Raw genomic sequence first — 17,929 nt, 5'->3', positions numbered from 1 at the left:
TCCTGGTTCCGTTCCCCCGCGGAAGGAACCGATCGGGCTCCCATGGGAGGCACAGTGACCTCGCTACACACCAGGAGAGCGCACAAGAGGAGGGTGGGGGTGGTCGCAACAGCGGCCGGACTCCTCACGACCCTCCTGGCCGCCGGACCGGCGGCGGCCACCCCCGACCCGGGCGACTTGGCGCCCGGCCACGGCAACCACCAGAGCGCCGCCCCTTCCGACGGCGGGGAACTCGCCTCGGGCGGCATCCCCGGCCAGGACGAGATCGTGCACAGCGCCAACATCAAACCCTTGGCCAACATCCCCTCCACCGACCCCGCGGTGATCAACTCGGACATCGCGTTCCAGGGCAGGTACGCCTACGCGGGCAGCTACAACGGCTTCACGATCTACGACATCGCCAACCCGCAGGCGCCGAAGAAGGTCACCGAGGTGCTCTGCCCCGGCGGGCAGAACGACATCTCCGTCGACGGCGACCTGCTCTTCCTCTCCACCGACTCCTCCCGCAGCGACGACTCCTGCAACAGCGTCTCGCAGCCGGCGACGGAGAAGTCCTCGTGGGAGGGCATCAAGATCTTCGACATCAAGGACAAGAAGAACCCCCGCTACATCAAGTCCGTCGAGACGGCCTGCGGTTCCCACACGCACACCCTGGTCCCGGACCGCAAGGACATCTACCTCTACGTCGCCTCCTACTCCCCGAACGAGGCCTTCCCCGACTGCAAGCCGCCGCACGACGGCATCTCGGTGGTGAAGGTCCCGAAGAAGAGTCCGACGAAGGCCGCGGTCGTGGCCTTCCCGGTGCTCTTCCCCGACGGCGGCAACCCGGGCGCGCCCACCAACCCGGGCGTCTCCAAGACGACGGGCTGCCACGACATCACCGTGCTGCCGTCGAAGGACCTGGCCGCCGGCGCCTGTATGGGCGACGGCATCCTCTTCGACATCAGCAGGCCCGAGCAGCCGCGCGTCATCGACCGGGTGCAGGACAACGTGAACTTCGCGTTCTGGCACTCGGCCACCTTCAACGAGCGGGCGAACAAGGTGGTGTTCACCGACGAACTCGGCGGCGGTGGCGGCGCCACCTGCAACGAGGCCACCGGCCCCGACCGGGGCGCTGACGGGATCTACGACATCACCGGCCGCGGCGACCAGCGCAAACTCGCCTTCCGCAGCTACTTCAAGATTCCGCGCCACCAGGCCGACACCGAGAACTGCGTGGCCCACAACGGCTCGCTGGTCCCGGTCGGCGGCGGCCGCGACATCATGGTGCAGGCCTGGTACCAGGGCGGTGTCTCGGTGTGGGAGTTCACCGACTCCGACCGGCCCAGGGAGATCGCCTACTTCGAGCGCGGACCGCTGACGACGGACCGGCTCGGCCTCGGCGGATCCTGGTCGGCCTACTACTACAACGGGCACATCTACTCCAACGACATCGCCAAGGGCCTCGACGTGCTGCGGCTCGACGACCGGCGCACCGACAGCGCCAAGTGGGTCCGCATGGACCGGCTCAACGTGCAGACCCAGCCCGAATACCACTGAACCGCGTGAGGTCAGAGGTGTGAGGGAGACGTTCCGCCGGGCGGTCCGCCGTCCGGCGGGACACCCAGCTCCCAGTCCAGCCCGTAGCGCTGGAATAGTTCCGCCCGCAGCCGGACGGCCGGCATCGGGGCCCCGGGCAGCAGGACCGCCACCACCGCGCCCATCAGCAGGGCGCGCAGCAGCGGATAGTCAGCGTCCACGTCGGCCGAGCCGTACCGGCCGAGGGTGTCCCGCAGCAGTTCGGCCAGCCGCCGCTGCTCCGGGCACTGCACGAAACCGTCGGCCGCGAGGATGCCCGCCACGTGCGTCCGCATGAGCAGCGGTTCGTCCCGGGCGAGCCCCAGGACCGCGTCGACGGCGCGCGCCAGCCGCTCGCGCCCGTCCTCGCTGCGGGGCTCCCGTTCCAGCGCGGCGTGCAGGGTGAGGTGCATCAACCGGTGCACGGCCGACTGCAGCAACTGCCGTTTGCTCGGGAAGTAGTACGAGACCAGGCCCCGCGCCGTGCCGGCCCGGTCCGCGATGTCGCCGAGCGTCGTGGCCTCGTAGCCGCGCTCGGCGACGAGTTCCACCGTGGACTGCAGCAGCCGCTCCCCGGGAACGTCTGCGCAATTCTTCATTGACCGATGCGCTGCGCGGGGACATGCTTACTCCTGCGTTGACTGGCTCACGGCCAATGTACTCAGCGCACGGGGTCGCCTGCTCTGGGTGACACGGGGGATCATCCAGGGCAGGCGCGCCGCATCCTCAGCGCTCCGGCCGCTCGCCGTCGCGCCCGCGCCGTACGCATGCCGACGTCGCCAGGACCACCAGGGCCGCGCCCAGCAGCCAGCCCGCCACCACGTCCGAGAACCAGTGGACGCCGAGGTGGAGCCGGGTGAAACCGACGCCGAGCACCGACAGGGCCGCCAAGGCCCAGGCGGCCGGGGCCCACTGCGGAGCCGGGCGGGGGATCAGCCACAGCAGCATCCCGCACACCACCGTCGCCGTCAGGGCGTGCCCGGAGGGGTAGGCCGCGTAGTGCGCCGAGTCCACCGGGTCCGACCACACCGGACGCTCCCGCCCCACCGCCGCCTTCAACCCCTGCTGCACCACCGTCGCCGCCACCACGGCCAGCGCCACCCGCAGCGCCCTCTCCCGGTCGCCCCGCCACCACAGCAGGAAGCAGGCGACCGCCGCCAGCGCCCGCATGGCCCACGGGTCCCAGACCCAGTCGGTGAGCACCCGCATGGACCGCGTGACCCCCGAGTGGACGACGGCGTGGGCGTGCAGGTCTTGCGCGACCCGGCCGTCCCAGGCCAGCAGCGGCTGCCAGCCCGCCACCACCAGGGCGGTCAACACCGCCCCGAGCAGCGCGCAGCCGATCCCCACCCACCGAAAGTGATCGTTCCGCATACGGGGATCCTTGCACCGGCGGCCGCCCGTGCGGTAGCCGGACACCCCGACGGGGTGTCCGCTCACGTCAGCGCACTCAGCCCCGGTACGAAGGCCACCAGCAGGGGGATCGCCGGCGCAAGGGTGGCCAGCGCCGTCAGCCGCAGCCGGCGGCCGGGCGAGAGCCGGGGCGCCGCCGACAGCAGCCTGCGCACCCGCTGCGGGACGTGCGCCTGGGCCGCCGAGGAGGCGGCGAACACCCCGCGGTCCTCGTTGAGTCCGACGAGCGCCAGCGCGACCGTCAGCCGCCCGAACCGCCGCGAGGCCATGTCGTCGGCGGCCAGTTCCACCAGCCGGTGCATCTCCGCCTCGAAGGCCGCGAACACCGGTACCTGCGGGAAGCCCCGGGCCAGCGCCCGCGAACAGTGCAGCAGCCAGTCGTGGCGGGCCGCCGCGTGCCCCTGCTCGTGCGCCATGACCGCGTCCAGTTGGCTGCCCTTCAACCGGCCCAGCGCCGCCGTGGTGACCACCAGCTGCGGGGCCGCTCCCGGCAGCCACCAGGCGTCCGGGCGCGGGCCCTCCAGTACGACGAGCCGTGCGCCGGCGGGGTCCTCCCCGGGCAGCAGCGGGGCCCGCTCCAGCAGCTCGTTGCCCTGCGCGCGCCGCCGGGCCCGGGCCCGCAGGACCTCCCCGGTCAGCATCGCCGCGGTCCACAGGCCACCGCCCGCGAGGACGAGGGCGGTCCCGGCGGCCCAGGGGCCGCCGGACGCGCCCAGGGCGTAGGCGTCGACCACCCCGTGCGGGGCGACGGCGAAGAGCCGGCCCCGGACCGCCTGCCAGGCCGCGGCGGCGCTCAGCAGCATGGACAGTCCGAAGCACAGCAGCACCGCCCCGACGACGCACTGCCACACCCACAGGGCCACGACCGGTTCGCGCTCGGTCCATTGGGCCCGGGCCAGCAGACGGGGAGCGAGCACCGCGGTCAGGACGCCGAGCATCAGGAGAGCGGCGGGGACCATCATGGCCACCAGCCTATGAGCGAGGGGCTACCTGCGGGTATGGGACGGCGGCATTGGTGACGCAGGACACGTTTCCCGGACGCCGTCACATCGACAGCAGCATCGCCAACATCCCCGTTCCCATGGCGAGTCGGCAGGCCCTGATCAGCTCCGTGGGCGCGGCCTGGTCGGCGTGCGCGGCGTGCGTGGCCTGCGTGACGGGCCCGGGGGGCCCGGGGGCCGAACCGCCCGCGGTGATCAGCCGCGTTCCGCCGAGCACCACGTAGCCGGCGTAGTAGAGCAGCAGCGCGCCCGTCAGCAGCGGCAGCCCCGCGCCGTGCCCGTGCCCGGATCCCGCCGCGGCGGCCATGTAGACCATCGTCAGCGACCCGACCAGGTGGTGCGCGTGGTGCGCCCCGCCCCGCAGCAGCCACAGGGCGTGCAGGGCCGCCGCGCAGAAGACCGCGCCGAGCACGGACGTCCGCCACTCGCCGCCGCCCCCCAGGGGCACCGCCATCAGCGCCATGCCGAACCCCATCACCGCTTCACCGGCGGCGGCTCCACCCCACCCGCGTACCCGCCGCAGGCAGTACGCACCGCTCACCGCGCACAGGAGCACCAGCAGCCAGGAGGAGACGGAGGCGGACAGGGGCGAGGCGGATCCGTGCACGGCGGAACCTCCCGGTTCGTCGGCGTCACGGGGAGAGATGCCCTTCTCGCGCGGGGCTCACGCGGCTCCGGGATAGGCTCTCCCCGCCGTCCCAGGCATGTCATATGCCACCGCACCGAACGGAGCGCCCATGTCGACCGCCCAGTCCGCAGCCCTCAGCTTCCGCAGCGCCGTCGAGGCGGACGTACCGGAACTGGTGGCGCTCGTGGAGTCCGCCTACCGCGGGGACGCCAGCCGGGCCGGGTGGACCACCGAGGCCGACTACCTGGACGGACAGCGCACCGACCCGGACGGGGTGCGCGCCGTCATCGCCGGCCCGGACGGGGTCCTTCTCGTCGTCGAGCGCGCGGGCGAGCTCGTGGCCTGCTGCCACATCGAACACCGCGGCGACCACGCCTACTTCGGCATGTTCGCCGTCCGCCCCGGCCTCCAGGGCGGCGGCCTCGGCAAGGAGATCCTGGCCGAGGCCGAGCGCCGCGCCCGCGACATGTGGGGCGCCGACGAGATGCGGATGACGGTGGTCAACGTACGGGAGGAGCTCATCGCCTACTACGTGCGCCGGGGCTACCGGCGCACCGGCGAGCTGAGCCCCTTCCCGTACGGCGACGAGCGCTTCGGCATCCCGCTGCGCGACGACCTCGCCTTCGAACTGCTGGTCAAGCCGCTCTAGGTCCTGGACGCACGCTCTGCCCGCCCCGGCCGCTCAGGCGGTGAAACGGCCCGTGCTGCGGATCTCCGGGAAGCCCGTGGTCACGCCGTCCAGTCCGAGCGCCCGTGCCAGCCGCAGCCGGTCCAGGGTGTCGACCGCCAGGCCGGTCACCCGCAGGCCCGCCGCGTGGGCCGCTTCCACGAGTTCCAGGGCGATGCGGTGGATGTCCAGGGAGATCGTCGCCGCGCCCGCGGCCCGCGCCCGGTTCACGACGGCCTCCGTGTCGCCGCCGAGGGGCTCCGCGAACAGTGCGGTCCGCACGCCCGGCACCCGCCGGGCCGCCTCGGCGAGCAGCGCCCCGTCGGCGGAGGCGATCTCCACCCGGGAGACCAGGTCGCGGCGCAGGACCAGCTCCGCGAGCGCCGTGGCCGCGGCCTGCTCCCCGACGGACACCTGGAGCGGCGTCCGCACCGCGTCCAGCACCTCCTCGAAGACCGGCACGCGCTCGCCCTGACCGGCGTCCAGCCCCCGCAGTTCGGCCAGGGTCAGGTCGGCGACGGCCCCGGAGCCGTCGGTGGTCCGGTCCACCTCGGCGTCGTGCACGGCGACGAGGACGCCGTCCTTGCTCAGCCGGAGGTCCAGGGCGATGGCGTCCATGCCGGAACGTTCCGCTCGGAGATACGACCGCAGGGTGTTCTCCGGTTCGACACCCATGACCCCGCGGTGACCGATGGTGAGGAAAGTCAAGGTTCTCTCGCTTCCGTCGACGGCGGCTCCCCGCGCGGTCGCGGTGTCCCTACCGGCCGCGCGCGATGAGGTCGCATGCTAGTGCGCCGGTCGTGGATAGGGACCGTGCGTGCACGCACCCGCGGAAGCGCCACCGACCGCTTCCCGCCAGGGTTGTGCGCCCCCGGCGGGCCTTCCGCGGCCCCGCCGCGTCACCCGGGCGTGGGCGAGTCCCCACCGCCTTGACGCCCACCCGCCGCCTCCCGCGGGGAGAGTTGCGCGAGGTCGTCCAGCAGGGCCTCGCCCAGCTCCAGTTCGGCCAGGTGCTGCCGCTCGCTCCAGCGCAGCGCGAGGGCCGGGAAGGCCCACTCCGCCACGCCGGCCGCCTGCTCCATGGCCTCCCGTACGGCGGCCAGTTCGCCCCGGGTGCGCTCCAGGTGCTCGCCGACCATCGCGCGCAGCCGCGCCGGTTCGGCCAGGTGGCCGAGCCAGATCCGCAGCAGCAGCCCGTGCTTGAGCACCGGGGGGCCCGCCTCCGCGGTGTCGGCGGCCCACCCGGACAGCGCCCCGCGCCCGGCTGCGGTGATGGAGTAGCGGCGCTTGGCCCGTACCTCCTCGGGCCCCGAGCGGGCGGAGGACGCGTACCCCAGTTCCTCCAGACGGCGCAGCTCCGCGTAGATCTGGCTGATGGCCGGTGACCAGTAGAAGAAGCGCAGCGAGGAGTCCGCCCACTTCTTCAGCTCGTAGCCGGTGCGCTCGCCGGGGAAGGACAGCAGGCCGAGAACGGCCCAGGCGGTCGGCGGAAGGCCCGGGCCCTGCTTCTTCTCTTGCTTCTTCGACGTGTGACTACTAGTCATATTCCGCATTGAAGTAAGACCGGGCACGGGACGCAACCCTGGAGGCACCGTGAAGTTCTCCGTCATCTTCGAAGCGCAGCTGGCCGATCCGACGGTGGAGCGCGAGCACCGGCTCATCCGCGACTGCGTCGAGCAGGCGGTGCTCGCCGAACGCATGGGGTTCGACCGGATCTGGGCCGTGGAGCACCACTCCCTGAAGTGGTACGCGCACATGTCGGCCCCGGAGATCTTCCTGACCTGGGTCGCGGCCAGGACGCACACCATACGCATCGGGCACGGCGTGGTGTGCATGCCCTTCAACTTCAACCACCCCGTGCGGGTCGCCGAGCGGGCCGCGATGCTCGACCTGCTCTCCGGCGGGCGCCTCGACCTCGGCGCCGGGCGCGGCGGCACCGAACAGGAGACCTCCCTGTGCGGGGTGGACAAGGAGCGGACCGCGGCGGAGGTCGAGGAGGCCCTGCGGATCATCGGCCGGGCCTGGCAGGAGGAGGAGCTGGAGTACCACGGCGAACTGATCGACATCGATCCGCACCCCATCCTGCCGCGGCCGCGGCAGACCCCGCACCCGCCGCTGTTCCTGGCGTGCAGCCGCGGCGAGACCCTGGTCCAGGCCGCCGAACTGGGCATCGGGGCGCTGGTGATGGGCTTCGCCGGACCCGGTTCGATCGCGCGGATGCGGTCCGTCTACGACGCCGCGATCGCCGGGCGGGACGGGAGCCGTTTCGTGTCCACGGTCGTGAACGACCACTTCTCCGTGCTGTGTCCGACCATCGTGCTCGACGACGGCGAGCAGGCGCGGCGGACCGGCATCCGGGGCCAGCGCTTCTTCGCGCAGTCCATCGGCCACTGGTACGGCGGCGCGGGCGTCCCGGACGAGGCCGTGGTCGCGGGCGCCGACGAGGCGGGGGAGATGCGCCGGGCCGCCGAGCAGGTGGTGGCGCGGCTGCACGAGCTGGACATCCCGGTCCGGCCGACTTCGGCGGCCACCTTCAACGCCGACCACGCCTACGGGACCGCCGACGACGCCATCGCCTACGTGGAGCGGCTCCGGGAGGCCGGGGCCGACGAGATCATGTGCCTGATCCAGATGGGCACGGTGGAGCAGGACGTGTGCATGGAGACCCTGCGCCAGTGGGGCGAGAAGGTCATCCCGCACTTCCGGAGCCGGTGATGGCCGCAGCCACGGGCCGGGAAGGGGACCGGGGCCGGGGCCGCCTCGACCCGGCCGCCGTGCCCCACGTCGACGCCCTCGCCGCCGCGTTCCCGGACCTCGGCCGCGGCGTCACCCGCGCCGACGAGGCCCGGCGGATCCTGGCGGCCGCCTCCCGTCCGCCCGCCGGCCGGCCGCGCGTCGGGGCCACCCGGGACCGCACCGTCCCCGGGCCGCCCGGCGCCCCGCCCGTACCCGTGCGGATCTACCTGCCCGACCCGGAGCGGTGGCCGGCGCCCCGCCCGACGGTGGTGTTCTGCCACGGAGGCGGGTGGGTCCTGTGCGACCTGGACACCCACGACACCACCGCCCGCCACCTGTCGCGGGCGGCCGGCGCGGCCGTGGTCTCGGTGGACTACCGGCGGGCCCCCGAGCACCGTTTCCCGGCGGCCGTGGAGGACGCGTACGCGGCGCTGCGCTGGGCCGGCGGCCACCTCGACGAGCTGGGCGGCGATCCGGCGGCCCTGGTCGTGGCCGGGGACAGCTCCGGCGGCAACCTGGCGGCCGCCTCGCTGCTGCTCGCCCGCGAGCGCGGGGGACCGGCCGTCGCGCTCCAGGCACTGGCCTATCCCGCACTGGACGCCTCCCGGGAGCGCGGCTCGTACCGGACCGCCGCCGAGGGCTGCTTCCTGACCGCCGCGCACATGCGCTGGTTCTGGGAGCAGTACCTCGGCCCCGGCGGCGACGGCCTTCACCCGCTGGCCTCCCCGCTGCGCGCGGACCTCACCGGGCTGCCGCCCGCCCACCTGGTGGTCGCCGGGTGCGACCCGCTGCGGGACGACGGCCATGCCTACCACCGCCGGCTGACGCGGAGCGGGATCCGGTCGGTTCTGGACAGCCACCCCGGCATGTTCCACGGCTTCCTGGGACTGGCCGGGGTACTGCCACAGGCATGTGAAGCCTTGGCGCGACTGGGCGGAGCTATCAGTTCCACCCTGACGAACGGGAAGACTTTCGGTGAAGGAGGGGGTGACGCAGGATAATTTCCCGAATTGCCTCTTGAGCGGGAGAGCCTCGCACGCATACGCTGTGCGGACGTGAGGTTCTCCTGTGGAGGAAGTGACATGACGGAAACTCTTGTGCCGGGCGTCGGCGGTGCCGTGATATCCGCTGGGGCGCGGGTGGTAGACCACCCTGCGTGGCCCGAGCTCAAGGCCGCCGTGGAGGAGATCCGGCCCTGGCAGGCGGCCGACGGTTCCATCGACTTCGAGGCCGAGGGCGAGCACGCCCGCGCCACCGTCCTGGCCGCCGTCGAGCGCGTGATCGGCGCCGTCGAGGCGCTGTCCCCGCTGCTCCCGCACGCCGCCGCGTACCACCGGGCGCTCATCGCCGACCTGCGCAAGTGGGCCGCGGACGACTTCCGCGTGCCGGACTTCCTCGATTCCCTGCTGGCCTTCCACCCGGCCGCCGAGCGCGCCGACGGCCTGCAGCACCTCGTCGTCTTCCCGATGTACACGCAGAACGGCAACCCGGACCGCAACCTCGAGGCCGTCGTGCTGAAGATGGTGTGGCCCGAGTGGCTCTCCGAGCTGGAGCGCACCCGCTACGACAACCCGCTCTTCCTCGGCATCACCTTCGAGGACTTCACCCCCGGCTACGACACGCACTCCGCCGTGCTGTTCCCGGAGACCATCGCCGTGCGCGAGGCCCCGGAGCGCTTCACCTGGGGCGGCATCTTCTGCGACCGCGAGGCCGCCCGCTACCGCAAGGTGACCGCGGCGGCCGTGGACATCCTGGGCATCGACCTGCCCGAGGACATCGCGCGCATGGTCGACGACCAGGAGCGCTGCGAGAAGGCCTTCGTCCTGTGGGACATGGTCCACGACCGCACCCACAGCCACGGCGACCTGCCGTTCGACCCCTTCATGATCAAGCAGCGCCAGCCGTTCTGGATGTACGGCCTGGAGGAGCTGCGCTGCGACCTCACCGCCTTCAAGGAGGCCGTGAAGCTGGAGTCCGAGGGCAACGAGCACGGCCGTGACGTGCAGTACGCCGTCCTCTTCGACCGGATGTTCCGCTTCCCCGTCTCGGGCGACCGCAACCGCAACTACGACGGTCTCGGCGGCCAGCTGCTCTTCGCCTACCTCCACAAGCACGACGTCGTGCGCTGGACGGACAACAAGCTGAAGATCGACTGGATGCGCGCCCCGCAGGTCACCAACCAGCTGTGCGCCGAGATCGAGGACCTCTACCGGGCCGGCATCGACCGCCCGAAGCTGGTCCACTGGTTGAAGGCCTACGAGCTCGTCTCGACCTACCTCGCCCCGCACCCGGGTTCCAAGTGGGCCAAGGGCGCCGACGCGCTCGACCTGACGCAGCCGCCGCGCAAGCTGGTCGACGACGTGCTTCCGGACGAGTTTCCGCTCAGCATGTTCTTTGAGGCGCTCGCCAAGAAGCTCAAGGCGACCATCGCCTCGACCAAGGGCATCACCGCTCTGAACGCAGAGCACGCCGAGCGGGTCGCCGCGTGAGCACTCGCCCACAGGAGGCTGCACAGATGAACGGCTCCGGGAACGGCAACGGAAAGCTGCACGGAGCAGTGGTGGCGGTGGCCGGGGCCGGCGGGCCCGCAGGCCGCGCCGCACTGCTCCGCCTCGCCGAGGCGGGCGCGACCGTCGTCGCGTCCGACGCCGATCCGGCGCGCCTCGCGGAAGCCGTGGACTCGGCCCGCTACGCCCACGGCGGCGCCACGATCACCGGTGACACCGTGGACCTGCTCGACCTGGACGCCACCAAGGCCTGGGCCGAGCACACCGAGAAGGAGTTCGGGCGGATCGACGGTCTGGTCCACCTCGTGGGCGGCTGGCGCGGCAGCAAGACCTTCACCGACGTCGATCTCGCCGACTGGGCCTTCCTGGAGAAGCTCCTCATCCGCACCGTCCAGCACACCTCGCTGGCGTTCCACGACGGGCTGCTGCGTAGCGACCGCGGCCGCTACGTCCTGGTGAGCCAGTCCGGCGCACACAAGCCGGTGGCCAACAATGCCGCCTACAACGCCGGCAAGGCGGCCGCCGAGGCCTGGACCCTCGCCATGGCGGACTCCTTCCGCAAGGCGGGGGGTGACGAGGGCCCCGGCGCGGCAGCTGCGATCCTGGTCATCAAGGCACTGGTGCACGACGCGATGCGCGCCGAGCGTCCCAATGCGAAGTTCGCGGGCTTCACCGACGTGAAGGAGCTGGCCGAGGCCATCGCCGGCGTGTGGGAACGGCCCGCCATCGATGTGAACGGACAGCGTCTGTGGCTCACTCCGCAACCGTGAAGACCGATGCCCGCCGGCACCACGATCCGGCAGTGCGCGGCTTCGCCAGCGACAACTACGCGGGCGTCCATCCGGAGGTCCTGGAGGCCCTCGCCCTCGCCAACGGAGGTCACCAGATCTCCTACGGCGAGGACGAGTACACCGAACACCTGCAGAAGATCATCCGCAGCCATTTCGGACCGTACGCGGAGGCCTTCCCGGTCTTCAACGGCACCGGCGCGAACGTCACCGCCCTCCAGTCGATGACCGACCGCTGGGGCGCCGTGATCTGCGCCAAGAGCGCCCACATCAACGTGGACGAGGGCGGCGCGCCGGAGCGGATGGCCGGGCTCAAGCTGCTCGCCGTGCCCACCCCGGACGGCAAGCTCACGCCCGAGCTGATCGACCAGGAGGCCTGGGGCTTCGAGGACGAGCACCGCGCCATGCCGCAGGTCGTCTCGATCACCCAGAACACCGAGCTCGGCACGGTCTACACGCCGGACGAGATCAAGGCCATCTGCGACCACGCCCACGGGCTCGGCATGAAGGTCCACCTCGACGGCGCCCGGATAGCCAACGCCGCGGCCTCGCTCAACGTGCCGATGCGCACCTTCACGAACACGGTCGGCGTCGACGTGCTGTCCTACGGCGGCACCAAGAACGGCATGATGTTCGGCGAGGCCATCGTCGTGCTCAACCCGGACGCTGTCCGGCAGATGAAGCACATCCGCAAGATGTCGATGCAGCTCGCGTCGAAGATGCGCTTCGTGTCGGTGCAGCTCGAAGCGCTGCTCGCCAAGGACCTGTGGCTGCGCAACGCCCGCCACGCCAACGAGATGGCGCAGCGGCTCGCCGCCGGGGTCCGCGAGACCGACGGCGTGGAGATCCTCTACCCGGTGCAGGCGAACGCGGTGTTCGCGCGGCTGCCGCACGAGGTGTCGCGGCGTCTGCAGAAGCGTTACCGCTTCTACTTCTGGGACGAGGCCGCGGGCGACGTCCGCTGGATGTGCGGCTTCGACACCCAGGTGGAGGACGTGGACGGCTTCCTCCAGGCCCTCAAGGAGGAACTCGCCCGCTAGTTCCGGACGGTCGCACACAACTGCATAGGTATGCCACTCACTGTAAATCTTTGATTGCCGGTGGGTGGCATGCCTATGCTCCGGGCCATGCAGCTGATCCAGCAAGATCCCGACCTCTTCGCGTACTTGGCCTCGGACGAGGCCATAGACCACTGGCATCCCCTCGTGCTGGAAACAGCGGAAGCCCTCTGGTCCACCACCGGCGACGCATACTCATACGCAGAGGCCGCCTTCGAGTACGTTCGCGACACCATCCCGCACTCGGCCGACTCCGGGGACCCGCGGGTCACCTGGCGGGCCTCCGACGTGCTGGGCACGCGCAACGGCATCTGCCACGCCAAGTCCCACGCCCTGGTCGCCCTGCTGCGCGCCCAGGGGATCCCGGCCGGGCTGTGCTACCAGCGCCTCGCCGACGACGACGGCTCCAACCCCCTCGTCCACGGGCTGATCGCCCTGCGGCTGCCGGGCGGTGACCGCTGGAGCCGGCTCGACCCGCGCGGCAACAAGCCCGGGGTGGACGCGCGGTTCGATCTCGCCGACGAACGCCTGGCCTTCCCCGTCCGCCCGGAGCTGGGCGAGGTCGATCACCCCGAGCTGTACGCCGCCCCCCACCCGGCCGTGCTCACGGCCCTCCGGGAGTCCGCCGACCGCCAGGAGCTGTGGCGGAAGCTGCCGACCGCGCTCCAGGGGTCCGCTGCGGGACGGGCCTCGACATGCTGACGAACCGGACCCGGTAACAGGGTGGCCGGCGGCCGTCAAGCCACGGGATGCAGGGGCGTGACGCGCGGCGCGGGGCGGGGCGTACTGGAGATGTCCGTTCCGCTCTCTCGCCGGAGGAGAACCACCATGACCCACACCGTTCGAACGCGACGCCTGGCCCTCTTCGCGGCCACGACCGCTTTGGCCGCCGGAGCCGTACTGGTGCCCACGACCTCGTTCGCCGCCGCCCCCGCCACCGCGCACGCGGTCGTGGCGGACCGGCACGAGGACCGGCCGGGCAAGGACCACCACGGCACGTGGAAGAAGGACGGCGCGTGGGGCAAGAAGCGTCCCGGCAAGGGCGGCTCCGACGGTGGGGCGCACACCCCGAAGAACCCGCAGTGGCAGTGCATCACCGCCCCGTGCGGACCTCCCGGGAGCCCGGGGAAGGGCTCGGACCACGGGCCGCACGTCCCGAAGGAACCGAAGTGGCAGTGCGTCAAAGCCCCCTGCGGCCCTCCCGACAGCACCGGGGGCGGCGGTCGGCCCCACCAGCACTGAACGGTGGCTCCGCTCCCCTCGGGGGCGGAGCCGCACCGTGCGCGGGAGGGGCTCAGCCCGCCTCGCGCACCTGGGCCGGGGTCGGCGCCGTACCGCCCAGGTGGGCCGGCAGCCACCAGGAGTCCTCGGTACCCCGCGGCTTCTCCGGGTAGGCGCGCTGGGCCGCGTCCAGCAGCTCCTGCACTCGCTCGCGCAGCCGGCGCGTGATCGCCCCGGCGTACTGGTCCGTGGGCGCCTCGATCGGCTCGCCCACGCGCATCGTCACGGGGATGTGGCTGCGCTTGAGGTTCTTCGGACGGCCCTTGGTCCACAGCCGCTGGGTGCCCCACAGCGCCACCGGGATCAGCGGGACGCCGGCCTCCTGCGCCATGCGGGCCGCACCCGACTTGAAGCTCTTCAGGGTGAAGGACTGGGAGATCGTCGCTTCGGGGAACACCCCGATGATCTCACCGGAGCGCAGCGACTCCAACGCGTGCTGGTACGCCGTCTCACCCTGCTTGCGGTCGACCGGGATGTGCTTCATCGCGCGCATCAGCGGGCCGGACACTTTGTGCCGGAACACCGACTCCTTCGCCATGAACCGCACCAGGCGCTTCTGCGGGCGCGCCGTCAGGCCGGCGAAGATGAAGTCGAGGTAGCCGATGTGGTTCGACACCAGGACCGCACCGCCCTTGCGGGGGATGTTCTCGGTGCCCTTCATGTCGATGCGGATGTCGAGCGCCCGGAACAGCCCGTGCGCGGCACCGATCACCGGAGGGTAGATGAACTCAGCCATGGGGAGACCCGCTTTCTGCCTGGGGAGGTGCTCCCGGCCGGAAGTTACGGAAGCGTAGGTACGCGACCCTTGGGGATGGTGCCCCAAACGCGGGCCGCTGGCCAGTCCAGACGCCCGTGCCCGGGGAGATTCTCGTCACGCCGGGAATGCCCGGGGCCCGCCGGGCGTCCATCCACGTACGAGCGTACGACGATCATGTACGTACACGAAGGCGGCAGCGGTGACGGGAGTGCGGGTGCTCGGGCGGGAACACGGACGGGACGACCGGTCCGGCGGTCGGGCCGGCAGTCGGGCCGACGGCGTGCCGGCGCTGCTGGGCGCCGCGGAACTGGGCGCGGAGCCGGGCCGGCGGGCCACCCTGGTGCAGTTCTCCAGCGCCTTCTGCCAGCCCTGCCGGGCCACGCGGCGGATCCTCGCCGAGGTGTCGGCCATGGTCGAGGGAGTCGCGCACATCGAGATCGACGCCGAGGAGCGCCTCGACCTGGTGCGGGCCCTGGGGATCGAGAAGACCCCGACCGTGCTCGTACTGGACGCCGCGGGCAGGATCGTGCGGCGGGCGGCCGGCATGCCGCGCAAGGCCGATGTGATCGCCGCGCTCGGCGCCGCGGTATGAAGGGACGGCGGGCGGTGCGGCCGGCGGAGGGCCCGCAACCGGGGGCCCGGGCGCGCCGGTGCGCGCGCCCGCACACCGCGTGACGCGCCTGACATCTGCCCGATCCCGCTTGACTGGGTCCACGGGAGATCGCCAGGCTGGCCGCATGCGGTATGAACTCCTGCTCCACGGACGGCCTCATGTGGACCTCGTCCGCCACGCGAGCGCGCGCTGTCAGGATCACTGAACGACCCGCCCGTGATCCCCACTGTGCCCGCGCGTCTGCGGCAGAAGGCAGAACCCTGATGAGTGCTCCGACGGTCCCGACGGTCCCGACGGCCGCTTCCCCCCTTTCCCGCGCCGGCCGTCCCGGCTCGCCCGACCTCCTGCGCTCCGTATTCCGGCAGCACGCCGCCGGAGTCGCCGTCATCACCTCCCAGGACGGCGGACGGCCGGTGGGTTTCACCGCCACCTCGCTGAACTCCGTCTCCGCCGACCCGCCGCTGCTCTCCTTCACGATCGGCACCGGTGCCTCCAGCTGGCCGGCGGTGCGCGACAGCGAGTACCTCGGCGTCCACATACTCGGCGAGCACCAGCGGGAGCTGGCGGGCCTGTTCGCACGGAGCGGAGCGGACCGTTTCGGGCCCGCCACCGGCTGGGCCGCCGGCCCGCACGGGGTTCCGGTGCTGGACGGCGTGCTGGCGTGGCTGGTCTGCCGGGTGGTGGCGAGGGTGCCCGCCGGTGAGCACCGTGTGATCATCGCTCAGGTGGTCGTGGGGGACCCCGCCGGAGAAGGCCGTCCCCTGCTGTACCACCAGGGGCGCTTCAACGCGCTGCGCGACTGAATCGTCCCTGTTGGGGCGGGTCGGGCGCGTTGGGCAGATCACAGTTCGCCGACCTTGCGACTTGGTGGGACCCACGGTGTACTGACGAGTAACATTCCCATCGGGGCGCGGGCCGCCCCGATCGGGATCCGCCCGACAAGGCGCCTATGCTGCCTGCATAAGGCGGTACACGAAAAGACGATGCGGTAGGAGAGCCGGCGTGAGCCTGAGGATCGTTGTCTGTGTGAAGTACGTGCCCGACGCCACTGGCGACCGGCAGTTCACCGAGGACTTGACCGTCAACCGTGACGACGTCGACGGCCTGCTGTCGGAGCTCGACGAGTACGCCGTCGAGCAGGCGCTGCAGATCGCCGACGAGGCCGACGATGCCGAGATCACCGTTCTGACGGTCGGTCCCGAGGACGCCAAGGACGCGCTGCGCAAGGCGCTGTCGATGGGCGCCGACAAGGCCATCCACGTCGAGGACGACGACCTCCACGGCACGGACGTCATGGGCACCTCGCTGGTGCTCGCCAAGGCCATCGAGAAGGCCGGTTACGACCTGGTCATCACGGGCATGGCGTCCACCGACGGCACCATGGGCGTCCTCCCGGCGATCCTGGCCGAGCGCCTGGGCGTCCCGCAGGTCACCCTGCTCTCCGAGGTCAAGGTCGAGGACGGCACCGTGACCGGCCGCCGCGACGGCGACACCGCGAGCGAGCAGCTGGAGGCCTCCCTCCCCGCGCTCGTCTCGGTGACGGACCAGTCGGGCGAGGCCCGCTACCCGTCCTTCAAGGGCATCATGGCCGCGAAGAAGAAGCCGGTCGAGTCCTGGGACCTGGAGGACCTGGAGATCGAGGCCGACGAGGTCGGTCTGGAAGGCTCCTGGACCGCGGTGGACTCCGCGGCGCAGCGCCCGGCGCGCACCGCCGGCACGATCGTCAAGGACGAGGGCGAGGGCGGCAAGCAGCTGGCCGAGTTCCTGGCCGGCCAGAAGTTCATCTAAGAGCTTCGGCCATCCCTCTCAACGCCCCCAGACACTTCGCAATAGCAGGAGAGCAGTCCCATGGCTGAAGTTCTCGTCTACGTCGACCACGTGGACGGCGCCGTCCGCAAGCCCACCCTCGAGCTGCTGACGCTGGCCCGCCGCATCGGCGAGCCCGTCGCCGTCGCCCTGGGTGCCGGTGCCGACGCCACCGCCGCGGTGCTCGCCGAGCACGGCGCGGTCAAGGTCCTCACCGCCGACGCCCCCGAGTTCGCCGAGTACCTCGTCGTACCGAAGGTGGACGCGCTGCAGGCCGCGTACGACTCCGTGTCCGCCGCAGGCTCCCTCGCCGCCGTGCTCGTCCCCTCCTCCGCCGAGGGCAAGGAGATCGCCGCGCGCCTGGCGGTCCGTATCGGCTCCGGCATCATCACCGACGCCGTCGACCTGGAGGCGGGTGACGAGGGTCCGGTCGCGACGCAGTCGGCCTTCGCCGCCTCGTTCACCACCAAGTCCCGCGTCTCCAAGGGCACCCCGGTCATCACCGTCAAGCCGAACTCGGCCCCGGTCGAGGCCGCTCCGGCCGCCGGCGCCGTCGAGGCGCTCGCCGTCACCTTCGGCGCCCTGGCCACCGGTACCAAGGTCACCGGCCGCACCCCGCGCGAGTCGACCGGCCGCCCCGAGCTGACCGAGGCCGCGATCGTGGTCTCCGGTGGCCGTGGCGTCAACGGTGCCGAGAACTTCGGCATCATCGAGGCCCTCGCGGACTCCCTCGGTGCGGCCGTCGGCGCCTCGCGTGCCGCCGTTGACGCCGGCTGGTACCCGCACACCAACCAGGTCGGCCAGACCGGCAAGTCGGTCTCCCCGCAGCTCTACATCGCCTCCGGCATCTCGGGCGCGATCCAGCACCGGGCCGGCATGCAGACCTCGAAGACCATCGTGGCCATCAACAAGGACGCCGAGGCCCCGATCTTCGACCTCGTCGACTACGGCGTGGTCGGCGACCTCTTCACGGTCGTCCCGCAGCTGACCGACGAGATCAAGGCGCGCAAGGGCTGACCGCCTGACCTGCGCTTCTTTTCGTAGCACCGCTTCTTCGGGGCCGTGTGGTGATTCTCACCGCGCGGCCCCGAGTCGTTTGTCCAGGACGGCCGAGGGA

At 71.8% G+C, this 17,929-nt stretch carries 19 protein-coding genes and 1 pseudogene; 13 read left to right on the top strand and 7 right to left on the bottom strand.

Annotated elements, in window-relative coordinates; genetic code table 11:
• The first annotated feature begins 42 nt into the window (after positions 1-42).
• Positions 43-1,539 (top strand): LVIVD repeat-containing protein, encoded by a 1,497-nt coding sequence (locus ACZ3X1_RS26845; protein ID WP_467281228.1) that lies wholly within the window; start codon positions 43-45, stop codon positions 1,537-1,539.
• 11 nt (positions 1,540-1,550) lie between these two features.
• Here the strand turns inward: ACZ3X1_RS26845 and ACZ3X1_RS26840 are convergent.
• The 4 genes and pseudogenes from ACZ3X1_RS26840 to ACZ3X1_RS26825 form a co-directional block, all read right to left on the bottom strand.
• A pseudogene (locus tag ACZ3X1_RS26840) lies at positions 1,551-2,181 on the bottom strand (TetR/AcrR family transcriptional regulator).
• Between the two features lie 102 nt (positions 2,182-2,283).
• Complete coding sequence (locus tag ACZ3X1_RS26835) at positions 2,284-2,931, bottom strand: phosphatase PAP2 family protein (protein WP_356811346.1); 648 nt, start codon at positions 2,929-2,931, stop codon at positions 2,284-2,286.
• A gap of 62 nt (positions 2,932-2,993) precedes the next feature.
• Positions 2,994-3,932: a M56 family metallopeptidase gene (locus tag ACZ3X1_RS26830; RefSeq protein WP_467281227.1), complete on the bottom strand. Its 939-nt coding sequence runs from the start codon at positions 3,930-3,932 to the stop codon at positions 2,994-2,996.
• Positions 3,933-4,014: 82 nt separating this feature from the next.
• Positions 4,015-4,578, bottom strand: a complete 564-nt coding sequence (locus ACZ3X1_RS26825; RefSeq protein WP_467281226.1) for a DUF5134 domain-containing protein — start codon at positions 4,576-4,578, stop codon at positions 4,015-4,017.
• 130 nt (positions 4,579-4,708) lie between these two features.
• Between ACZ3X1_RS26825 and ACZ3X1_RS26820 the strand changes: the two genes are divergently transcribed.
• Positions 4,709-5,248 (top strand): GNAT family N-acetyltransferase, encoded by a 540-nt coding sequence (locus tag ACZ3X1_RS26820; RefSeq protein ID WP_362624266.1) that lies wholly within the window; start codon positions 4,709-4,711, stop codon positions 5,246-5,248.
• Positions 5,249-5,281: 33 nt separating this feature from the next.
• Here ACZ3X1_RS26820 and ACZ3X1_RS26815 read toward each other — a convergent pair whose 3' ends face one another.
• Both ACZ3X1_RS26815 and ACZ3X1_RS26810 read right to left on the bottom strand, forming a co-directional pair.
• Entirely contained in the window at positions 5,282-5,974 is a 693-nt protein-coding gene (locus tag ACZ3X1_RS26815; protein ID WP_356811342.1) for a glycerophosphodiester phosphodiesterase, read from the bottom strand.
• Between the two features lie 191 nt (positions 5,975-6,165).
• Positions 6,166-6,810, bottom strand: a complete 645-nt coding sequence (locus ACZ3X1_RS26810; RefSeq protein WP_356811341.1) for a PadR family transcriptional regulator — start codon at positions 6,808-6,810, stop codon at positions 6,166-6,168.
• A 49-nt stretch (positions 6,811-6,859) separates the two neighbouring features.
• Between ACZ3X1_RS26810 and ACZ3X1_RS26805 the strand changes: the two genes are divergently transcribed.
• The 7 genes from ACZ3X1_RS26805 to ACZ3X1_RS26775 all read left to right on the top strand — a co-directional run bounded on the left by ACZ3X1_RS26805 (position 6,860) and on the right by ACZ3X1_RS26775 (position 13,597).
• Positions 6,860-7,981: an LLM class flavin-dependent oxidoreductase gene (locus ACZ3X1_RS26805; RefSeq protein WP_467281225.1), complete on the top strand. Its 1,122-nt coding sequence runs from the start codon at positions 6,860-6,862 to the stop codon at positions 7,979-7,981.
• A complete protein-coding gene (locus ACZ3X1_RS26800; protein ID WP_467281224.1) occupies positions 7,981-9,003 on the top strand; it encodes an alpha/beta hydrolase in 1,023 nt (340 codons plus the stop codon). Before ACZ3X1_RS26805 ends, ACZ3X1_RS26800 begins: the two co-directional genes overlap by 1 nt.
• Before the next feature lie 81 nt (positions 9,004-9,084).
• Positions 9,085-10,491, top strand: a complete 1,407-nt coding sequence (locus ACZ3X1_RS26795; protein WP_356811338.1) for a DUF6421 family protein — start codon at positions 9,085-9,087, stop codon at positions 10,489-10,491.
• A 26-nt stretch (positions 10,492-10,517) separates the two neighbouring features.
• A complete protein-coding gene (locus ACZ3X1_RS26790) occupies positions 10,518-11,279 on the top strand; it encodes an SDR family NAD(P)-dependent oxidoreductase (protein WP_356811337.1) in 762 nt (253 codons plus the stop codon).
• Positions 11,276-12,337 carry a threonine aldolase family protein gene (locus ACZ3X1_RS26785; protein WP_467281222.1) on the top strand — a complete coding sequence of 354 codons (1,062 nt, stop codon included), beginning with the start codon at positions 11,276-11,278 and terminating at the stop codon, positions 12,335-12,337. Before ACZ3X1_RS26790 ends, ACZ3X1_RS26785 begins: the two co-directional genes overlap by 4 nt.
• An 87-nt stretch (positions 12,338-12,424) precedes the next feature.
• On the top strand, positions 12,425-13,057 hold the full coding sequence (locus tag ACZ3X1_RS26780; protein WP_356811335.1) for a transglutaminase-like domain-containing protein: 633 nt from the start codon (positions 12,425-12,427) through the stop codon (positions 13,055-13,057).
• A 126-nt stretch (positions 13,058-13,183) separates the two neighbouring features.
• Positions 13,184-13,597 (top strand): hypothetical protein, encoded by a 414-nt coding sequence (locus ACZ3X1_RS26775; RefSeq protein WP_356811334.1) that lies wholly within the window; start codon positions 13,184-13,186, stop codon positions 13,595-13,597.
• A gap of 52 nt (positions 13,598-13,649) precedes the next feature.
• Here ACZ3X1_RS26775 and ACZ3X1_RS26770 read toward each other — a convergent pair whose 3' ends face one another.
• On the bottom strand, positions 13,650-14,372 hold the full coding sequence (locus ACZ3X1_RS26770; RefSeq protein ID WP_356811333.1) for a lysophospholipid acyltransferase family protein: 723 nt from the start codon (positions 14,370-14,372) through the stop codon (positions 13,650-13,652).
• Positions 14,373-14,592: 220 nt separating this feature from the next.
• Here ACZ3X1_RS26770 and ACZ3X1_RS26765 point away from each other — a divergent pair, with 220 nt between their 5' ends.
• From ACZ3X1_RS26765 to ACZ3X1_RS26750, 4 genes are all read left to right on the top strand, one after another.
• Positions 14,593-14,985: a TlpA family protein disulfide reductase gene (locus ACZ3X1_RS26765; protein WP_390076782.1), complete on the top strand. Its 393-nt coding sequence runs from the start codon at positions 14,593-14,595 to the stop codon at positions 14,983-14,985.
• Positions 14,986-15,269: 284 nt separating this feature from the next.
• Positions 15,270-15,809 (top strand): flavin reductase family protein, encoded by a 540-nt coding sequence (locus tag ACZ3X1_RS26760; RefSeq protein ID WP_356811332.1) that lies wholly within the window; start codon positions 15,270-15,272, stop codon positions 15,807-15,809.
• Positions 15,810-16,008: 199 nt separating this feature from the next.
• Positions 16,009-16,794, top strand: coding sequence for an electron transfer flavoprotein subunit beta/FixA family protein (locus ACZ3X1_RS26755; RefSeq protein WP_030030595.1), 786 nt, complete (start codon positions 16,009-16,011; stop codon positions 16,792-16,794).
• A 60-nt stretch (positions 16,795-16,854) separates the two neighbouring features.
• Positions 16,855-17,829: an electron transfer flavoprotein subunit alpha/FixB family protein gene (locus ACZ3X1_RS26750; RefSeq protein WP_362624251.1), complete on the top strand. Its 975-nt coding sequence runs from the start codon at positions 16,855-16,857 to the stop codon at positions 17,827-17,829.
• The last annotated feature ends 100 nt before the right edge of the window (positions 17,830-17,929 follow it).

The sequence above is a fragment of the Streptomyces sp. NPDC023541 genome (assembly GCF_055559995.1).
Note: the sequence above shows the minus strand (reverse complement) of the source record. Positions and strands in the feature narration are given on the sequence as shown.